This window comes from Mycolicibacterium septicum DSM 44393, from assembly GCF_000455325.1.
GTDB classification, from domain to species: Bacteria; Actinomycetota; Actinomycetes; order Mycobacteriales; family Mycobacteriaceae; genus Mycobacterium; species Mycobacterium septicum.
Genome location: NZ_HG322952.1, coordinates 225,284 through 233,683, shown reverse-complemented (window position 1 = coordinate 233,683; position 8,400 = coordinate 225,284). Strand labels below are relative to the sequence as shown.

6 protein-coding genes and 1 pseudogene are annotated in these 8,400 nt (G+C 67.0%); 4 read left to right on the top strand and 3 right to left on the bottom strand.

Annotated elements, in window-relative coordinates; translation table 11 throughout:
- Both TX88_RS21020 and TX88_RS21015 read right to left on the bottom strand, forming a co-directional pair.
- Positions 1–428, bottom strand: a pseudogene (locus TX88_RS21020) (hypothetical protein); the annotation flags it as partial.
- Between the two features lie 41 nt (positions 429–469).
- Positions 470–1,138, bottom strand: coding sequence for a hypothetical protein (locus tag TX88_RS21015; RefSeq protein ID WP_044519852.1), 669 nt, complete (start codon positions 1,136–1,138; stop codon positions 470–472).
- Between the two features lie 188 nt (positions 1,139–1,326).
- Here TX88_RS21015 and TX88_RS21010 point away from each other — a divergent pair, with 188 nt between their 5' ends.
- The gene (locus tag TX88_RS21010) at positions 1,327–2,535 is read left to right on the top strand and encodes a mannosyltransferase (RefSeq protein WP_084622038.1); all 1,209 of its coding nucleotides are present in this window, start codon (positions 1,327–1,329) and stop codon (positions 2,533–2,535) included.
- Here TX88_RS21010 and TX88_RS21005 read toward each other — a convergent pair.
- A complete protein-coding gene (locus TX88_RS21005; RefSeq protein WP_044519851.1) occupies positions 2,532–2,825 on the bottom strand; it encodes a 4a-hydroxytetrahydrobiopterin dehydratase in 294 nt (97 codons plus the stop codon). The genes TX88_RS21010 and TX88_RS21005 overlap by 4 nt on opposite strands.
- A gap of 27 nt (positions 2,826–2,852) precedes the next feature.
- On the opposite strand from TX88_RS21005, the gene TX88_RS21000 reads away from it, so the two are divergent.
- The 3 genes from TX88_RS21000 (at position 2,853) to TX88_RS20990 (ending at position 8,276) form a co-directional block, all read left to right on the top strand.
- The gene (locus TX88_RS21000; RefSeq protein WP_044521503.1) at positions 2,853–3,257 is read left to right on the top strand and encodes a (deoxy)nucleoside triphosphate pyrophosphohydrolase; all 405 of its coding nucleotides are present in this window, start codon (positions 2,853–2,855) and stop codon (positions 3,255–3,257) included.
- Positions 3,258–3,369: 112 nt separating this feature from the next.
- The gene (locus TX88_RS20995) at positions 3,370–4,593 is read left to right on the top strand and encodes a nitrate/nitrite transporter (protein WP_044519848.1); all 1,224 of its coding nucleotides are present in this window, start codon (positions 3,370–3,372) and stop codon (positions 4,591–4,593) included.
- Positions 4,590–8,276, top strand: coding sequence for a nitrate reductase subunit alpha (locus tag TX88_RS20990; protein WP_044519847.1), 3,687 nt, complete (start codon positions 4,590–4,592; stop codon positions 8,274–8,276). The genes TX88_RS20995 and TX88_RS20990 overlap by 4 nt, the downstream gene beginning before the upstream one ends.
- The last annotated feature ends 124 nt before the right edge of the window (positions 8,277–8,400 follow it).

The following is an 8,400-nucleotide window of genomic DNA, read 5'->3' as shown; positions in this document are numbered from 1 at the left end:
GGAGCGGGCAGTGCCTCGGGAGCCGGCCCGGCCGCATGGGCCGGGTCGACACCCATCGGCAGGTGAGCGTCGCCGCCGGCACCCTGAGCAGGAACATGCTCGGGTGCGGCGACGGGCTGGGCTGCGAAGTGGTTGACCGCCGTCGCGACGTTGCGGGATTCAGCCGATTCCGATTTGTTGGCGGCGAAAGCCTGTGCGGCTGCCATCAGCAGCTGCACCGCGCCTCCCGGATCGGCCGCAGCCTGCTGGATGATCGGGCTGAGACCTTCCACCGCCGACAGGCCGGGAGCCTGCACGTTGTCGATCGGCAAGGGTGCTGCCGGCGCCGGATCGGCGTTGGCTACTCCGGTGCCGAACAGCAACGCAGCCGACGTACCGACTGCGATGGCGCTGGCGAACAACAATTTCGGTGACTTGCGGGGTGACATGGCTTTCCCAATCGTTTCGGGCGGTCAGACCAGTTCGGGGATCAGGGCAGGCCGGCGACCAGCAGTGGTGCCAGTGCTGCGACACCCGGGTTGCTGATACCGGGAGCCGCAGCCGCGGGAGCTGCCAGGGCCGGAGCCGCTGCCGCTGCCGGGGCCAGCGGGGCCGCCGCAGCGGTGGCAGGCAGCGCCGTTTGAGCCGCGACCGGAGCCAGTGAGGCCAGGTCGCCCGGGATGTTCACCTTCTGGGGCAGCGGGATCGGCATCCCGGGCAGCTGCGGGATCGTCAGCTCGGCTGAGGGGATCAAGGATGCGGGGCCGGTGACCGGAGCCGTCGGAACCGTTGCGGCCGGGGCGGCAGCCGGTGCGGCGGGCAAGCCCGGCACCAGCGATCCCAGGGGCGCGTTGGCGGCAGCCGGTGTGGCGGACGCCGGCATCTGGGGCAGGGTCACCGATGCGGTGGCACCCGGGGCGGGTGCCGGCGCGGCGGCGGGGGCGCCGGTCAACGCGGAGCTCACACCTTGCAGCAGTTGCGGCGCGGCGGCCGGCACGCCGGCGAGCTGGTTGACGATGGGCAGGCTCGGCGCGCCGGGGATCGCCGGGGCCGGGGCCACCGGCTCGGCGTTCGCTGCGGCACTGAGGGCCAACGCGACCGGGACTGCGCCGGCGGCCGCGATCATGCTGGTGGAAAGTGCTTTCCAGGTGAAGATCATGGTTCTCCCAATCGGTTGCTTGCACGTCTGAAGGCGAACCTACGGAGTTACTGGTGGTACTCAAGTGACACGTGTGGCGGTTATTCAACCGTTACTGCACCGGCTGAATTCGTTATCGCGCAGTGCCTTGGGCGTGATGCGCCGGCCGCGCCCAGCTGGCGTGACCAGCCGGGCGGGTCGCTAAAGTCGTGTCCGTTAACACCGAACCGGCCACCCACGTCTCAGCAACCGCGCGGCTCTACCGTCTGGCGCCTGTGTTGCTGATCCTCAGCATTGCGGCGCGCCTGGCCTGGACCTACCTCGTCCCCAACGGCGCCAACTTCGTCGACCTGCACGTCTATGTCGGCGGCGCCGCCACCCTGGACGGCCACGCGGGCGCGCTCTATGACTACGTCTACGCGGACCAGACGCCGGATTTCCCACTGCCTTTCACCTATCCGCCGTTCGCCGCCGTGGTGTTCTATCCGCTGCATCTGCTGCCCTTCGGGCTGGTCGCGTTCTGCTGGCAGATCGGCATCATCGCCGCGCTGTACGGCGTCGTACGGATCAGTCAGCTGTTGCTCGGTGGTCCGGCGCCGCGGCGCGTCGCGATGTTGTGGACCGCCGTTGGCATCTGGACCGAGCCGCTGCGCAGCACGTTCGACTACGGGCAGGTCAACGTCGTCCTGGTGCTGGCCGTGCTGTACGCCGTCTACAGCAATCGCTGGTGGCTGTCGGGATTGTTGGTGGGCCTGGCCGCCGGGGTGAAACTCACGCCCGCGGTGTCGGGGCTGTATTTCGTCGGCGCGCGCCGGTGGGCCACGGCGGTGTTCGCGGCCGTCGTGTTCTTCGGGACGGTCGCGTTCTCGGTGCTGGTGATCGGGGATGAGGGGCGCCGCTACTTCACCGAACTACTCGGTGACGCCGACCGGATCGGGCCGATCGGCACGTCGTTCAACCAATCCTGGCGCGGTGCGATCTCCCGGATCCTCGGCCACGACGCCGGATACGGCCCGGCCGTTCTGGTCGGTATCGCCGTCACCGCGGTCCTCGCCCTGCTCGCGTGGCGGGCCATCGGCGGCAGTGCCGACCGGCTGGGCGCGATCGTGATCGTGAGCCTGTTCGGGTTGCTGCTTTCGCCGATTTCGTGGACGCACCACTGGGTCTGGCTGATACCGCTGATGATCTGGTTGCTGCACGGCCCGTTGGCAGACCGCCTCGGGGCGCGAGTCCTGGGCTGGGGCTGGCTGGCGCTGACACTGATCGGGGTGCCGTGGCTGCTCAGTTTCGCCCAGCCGACGATCTGGGAGATCAGCCGTCCCTGGTACCTGGCCTGGGCCGGGCTCGTCTACGTCGTCGCGACACTGGCGACGCTGGCCTGGATCGCCACGACCGCCGAGCGCACCGAGGGCGGCTAACCCGGCTGGTCGGACAAGATCCGGTTGATCTCCTTGGCCATCTGGATGTCCTTCTCCGTGATCCCGCCGGCGGAATGCGTCACGAGTGCGAATGTGACTGTGCGCCAGCGGATGTCGATGTCAGGATGGTGGTCTTTTTCCTCGGCGAACTCGGCCACGCGGCACACCGCGTCGATGCCGTCGAGGAACGTCGGGAATTTGGTGGATCTGCGCAGGGCGCCCGCCGCGCGTTCCCAGCCCGGCAGATCGGGCAGTGCGGCGTCGACCTGATCGTTCGATAACACGGCCATATGCCCGACGGTATACCGTCGGGCGCGATGGATGAGCAGATCGTCGTGGCTGGTGCATTGTTCTCGCAGGCCGGTCTGTTGGTCGCCCAACGGCAACGGCCGCCAGAGCTCGCGGGGCTGTGGGAATTACCCGGCGGCAAGGTGGCCGCCGGGGAGAGTGACGCCCAGGCGCTGGCGCGCGAACTGCGCGAGGAGCTGGGCGTCGAGGTGAGTGTGGGTGCCCGCCTGGGTGTGGATGTCGCGCTGAAAGCAGGTATGACGCTGCGCGCCTATCGGGCGACGCTGACGGCGGGGAGCCCGCACCCGCACGATCACCGGGCGCTGCGCTGGGTGACGGTTGACGAACTCGACGACCTGCCATGGGTACCCGCCGATCGGGCCTGGCTCGCCGACCTGGCCGATGCGCTGCGATCAGATGCCCCACTGGATTAGACGAAAGCGGCTTTTCGGCATATCGATGTTGCGGATTACATTTCCGTGAAACCGCCTGCAACGTTTCCGGGAAAGTGACGCGACCGCCGGAACATGATGTTTTGCTGTTGGGGTGACCACGGCAAGTACGCCGTACCTGGGCCAAGGGCAGAGCATGAATCTCTTGCTGGCCACCTGGGTCTCGGCCATCAATTTCTGGGCCTGGAACATGATTGGCCCGCTGTCCACCACATACGCCGGCGACATGAAGCTGAGCAGCACGCAGGCTTCCATGCTTGTCGCCACCCCGATCCTGGTCGGATCACTGGGCCGGGTTGCGGTCGGGGCGCTGACCGATCGATACGGCGGTCGCACGATGTTCCTCGCGGTGACGCTGGCCTCGATCGTGCCGGTGCTGGCGGTCGGGGCGGCGGGCGAGGCCAGGTCCTATCCGCTGTTGTTGATCTGCGGGTTCTTCCTGGGTGTCGCGGGAACCATATTCGCGGTCGGAATCCCGTTCGCCAACAACTGGTATGAACCGTCTCGTCGCGGCTATGCGACCGGTGTGTTCGGGATGGGAATGGTCGGCACGGCGTTGTCGGCATTCTTCACGCCGAGGTTCGTACGGTGGTTCGGGTTGTTCCCGACCCATCTCATCATCGCCGTCGCCCTGGCGCTCACAGCGGTGTTGTGCCTTGTGGCGATGCGCAACTCACCGGCCTTCCAGCCGAATACCGATCCGGTGGTGCCCAAGCTCAAGTCGGCGCTGAAGCTTCCCGTGACGTGGGAGATGTCCTTCCTGTACGCCGTTGTGTTCGGCGGATTCGTGGCATTCAGCAATTACCTGCCCACCTACATCAAGAACGTCTACGAGTTCTCGTCGGTCGAAGCGGGCAGTCGCACAGCTGGATTCGCATTGGCCGCGGTGCTGGCCCGGCCGGTCGGCGGTGCGCTCTCGGATCGGATCCCGCCCAAGTACGTGGTGCTCACCTCCTTCGCGGGGACCGCGGTGCTGGCCTTCATCGCGATGTTCCAGCCGCCGCCGGACGTGTGGTCGGCGGCGACGTTCATCGGGCTGGCCATCTTCCTGGGTATCGGCACCGGTGGCGTGTTCGCCTGGGTGGCCCGCCGGTCACCGGCCAAGGAGGTGGGCTCGGTCACCGGGATCGTGGCCGCCGCAGGAGGTTTGGGCGGCTACTTCCCGCCGCTGGTGATGGGGGCGACGTACGACGCCGTGGACCACGACTACTCGGTGGGGCTTCTGCTACTCGTGGCGACGGCACTGGTGGCCTTCGGTTACACGGCTCTGCGCCTACATGCCCACGAACCAGAGCAGGCCAAGGAGGCGCGTCAATGACCAAGCCCCACATCGGCGGATCGCTCGAGGAGTTGCTCGAGCGCAGTGGCAGGTTCTTCACCGCCGGCGAGTTCTCCGGTGATCTGCGCACGGTAACCCGCCAGGGGGGCCGTGAGGGCGACGTGTTCTACCGTGACCGGTGGAGCCACGACAAGGTGGTGCGCTCCACTCACGGGGTCAACTGCACGGGATCGTGTTCCTGGAAGATCTACGTCAAGGACGGGATCATCACGTGGGAAACCCAGGAGACCGACTACCCGTCCGTGGGGCCCGACCGCCCCGAGTACGAGCCGCGAGGGTGCCCGCGCGGTGCGGCGTTCTCCTGGTACACCTACTCGCCGACACGGGTGCGGTATCCGTATGCGCGGGGCCTGCTCGTCGAGATGTACCGGGAAGCCAAGGCGCGCCTGAAGGATCCGGTGCTGGCCTGGGCCGACATCCAGGGTGACCACGATCGCCGCAAGCGCTATCACCAGGCCCGTGGCAAGGGCGGGCTGATCCGGGTCAGCTGGGCCGAGGCCACCGAGATGATCGCTGCGGCACATGTGCACACGATCAAGACCTACGGGCCCGACCGGGTGGCGGGTTTCTCGCCGATCCCGGCGATGTCGATGGTTTCGTTCGCGGCCGGGTCGCGGTTCATCGAGCTCATCGGCGGCGTGATGACGTCGTTCTACGACTGGTACGCCGATCTGCCGGTGGCCTCTCCGCAGGTGTTCGGCGACCAGACCGACGTACCCGAGTCCGGGGACTGGTGGGACGCGTCGTATCTGATGATGTGGGGCTCCAACGTCCCCGTCACGCGTACGCCCGATGCGCACTGGATGGCCGAGGTTCGTTACCGGGGCACGAAAGTGGTGACGGTCAGCCCGGATTACGCCGACAACACCAAGTTCGCCGACGAGTGGATGCCGTGCGCGGCGGGCACCGACGGTGCCCTGGCGATGGCCATGGGTCACGTCATCCTCGACGAGTGCTTTGTACAGAACCGGATTCCGTACTTCGTCGACTATGTCCGCCGATTCACCGATCTGCCGTTCCTGGTGAAGCTCGAAGAGCGCGACGGTGTGCTGGTCCCCGGGAAGAATCTCACCGCCGCCGATCTGGGCGGGCCGACAGCCGAACAGGAGAACGCGGCCTTCAAGCCGGTGCTGCTCGACGGTGCCAGCAACAGCGTCGCGGTCCCGCAGGGCTCGTTGGGATTCCGGTATGGCAGCGACGGCGTCGGCAAGTGGAATCTCGATCTGGAGGACCTGGTTCCCGCCCTGACGGTGCTGGGGGACATCTTCGAGACCGCCGAGATCACGCTGCCCCGTTTCGACACCGTGGACGGCAGCGGTGCGACCATGCAGCGCGGTGTGCCGGTGCGACGGGTCGGCGAACACCTGGTGTGCACGGTGTTCGACCTGATGCTGGCCCAGTACGGTGTGCACCGGCCCGGCCTGCCAGGGGACTGGCCAGAAGGATACGACGACGCCACCCGGCCCTACACCCCGGCCTGGCAAGAGCAGATCACCGGAGTGTCGGCCGCCCAGGCGATCCGCGTCGCACGCGAATTCGCGCGCAACGCGGAGGAATCCGGCGGCCGATCGATGATCATCATGGGGGCAGGCATCTGCCAGTGGTTCCACGGCGACGCCACATACCGGGCCGTGCTCGCCCTGCTGCTGCTCACCGGATCGATGGGACGCAACGGCGGTGGCTGGGCGCACTACGTGGGCCAGGAGAAGTGCCGTCCCGTCACCGGGTGGGCCGCCATGGCGATGGGCACCGACTGGTCGCGCCCGCCGAGGCAGATGGCGGGCACGTCCTACTGGTACGCCCACACCGACCAGTGGCGCTACGACGGGTACCGCGCCGACGCACTGTCCAGTCCGGTGGGCCGCGGCCGATTCCGCGACAAGCACACCATGGACGTGATGAGTTCCGCGGTGGCCATGGGGTGGACGCCGTTCTACCCACAGTTCGACCGGTCCAGCCTCGACGTGGTCGACGAGGCCAAGGCGGCCGGCCGGGAGGTGCCGGACTATGTGGCCGAGCAATTGGCAAGTGGCGGGCTGAAACTCGCGGTCACCGATCCGGACGATCCGGCCAACTGGCCGCGCGTGCTCAATGTCTGGCGGGCCAACCTGCTGGGCTCGTCCAGCAAGGGCAACGAGTACTTCCTGCGCCATCTGCTGGGCACGACGTCGAATGTGCAGGCCGAGCCCACCGCGGAGGAATTGCGTCCCAGGGACGTGGCCTGGACCGACGACATCCCCGAGGGCAAGCTCGATCTGCTGATGTCGATCGACTTCCGGATGACATCGACGACGCTGCTCTCCGATGTGGTGCTGCCCGCGGCGACCTGGTACGAGAAGGCCGACCTGTCCAGCACCGACATGCACCCCTACATCCATGCCTTCAGTCCGGCGGTCGACCCGCCGTGGGAAACCCGTTCGGACTTCGAGGCTTTCGGTGCGATCGCCCGGGCCTTCAGCACGCTCGCCGCTCGGCATCTGGGCACCCGCAGCGATGTGGTGATGGGCACGCTGCAGCACGACACCCCCGGTGCGATGGCCTATCCGGGCGGTACCGAACACGATTGGCGGACCACCGGTGAGACGCCGGTGCCCGGCAAGACGATGGGCCCGCTGGTGGTGGTCGAGCGCGACTACACGGCGATCGCCGAGAAATGGTCGGCACTCGGGCCGCTCGTCGAATCTCTGGGATTGACCACCAAGGGCATCACCACCCATCCCGACCAGGAGGTCGCCGAACTCGCCGCCAAGTTCGGGGTGATGGATTCGGGTGCCGGTCAAGGTCGCCCGGCGATCACCACGGCCGAGCGGATGGCCGATGTGATTCTCGCGCTCTCCGGCACCTCCAACGGCCGGTTGGCCGTGGAAGGGTTCCGGGAACTCGAACGGCGCACCGGTCGCAAACTCATCCACCTGGCCATCGGCAACGAGGAACGCCGGATCACCTACGCCGACACCCAGGCCCGGCCGGTCCCGGTGATCACCAGCCCGGAGTGGTCGGGCAGCGAGACCGGTGGCCGCCGCTACGCACCGTTCACGGTGAACATCGAGGAGCTCAAGCCGTTCCACACCCTCACCGGCCGGATGCACTTCTACGTCGACCACGACTGGCTGGAGGAGCTCGGAGAGCAGCTGCCGATCTACCGGCCACCGCTGGACATGGCGCGGTTGTTCGGCGAATCCAAGCTGGGGCGAGACGGTATCGGCCTCACCGTGCGGTACCTGACCCCGCATTCCAAGTGGTCGATCCACTCGGAGTACCAGGACAACCTGTTCATGCTCTCGCTGTCACGTGGCGGTCCCACCATGTGGATGAGTCCGTCGGATGCCGCGAAGATCGAAGTGAAGGACAACGACTGGATCGAGGCGGTGAACCGCAACGGCGTGCTGGTGTGCCGCGCCGTGGTCAGCCACCGCATGCCCGACGGCGTGGTGTACGTCTACCACGCACAGGAACGGACCATCGACGTTCCGCTGAGCGAAACCACCGGAACCCGTGGCGGTATCCACAATTCACTGACCCGGCTGCTGGTCAAGCCCAGCCACCTTGCCGGCGGATATGCCCAGCACTCGTTCGCCTGGAACTATCTCGGCCCCACCGGAAATCAGCGCGATGAAGTGACGGTGGTCCGCCGCCGCTCACAGGAGGTGAAGTACCAGTGAAGGTCATGGCCCAGATGGCGATGGTGATGAACCTCGACAAGTGCATCGGATGTCAGACCTGTTCGGTGACCTGCAAACAGGCCTGGACCAACCGGGCCGGCACCGAGTACGTCTGGTTCAACAA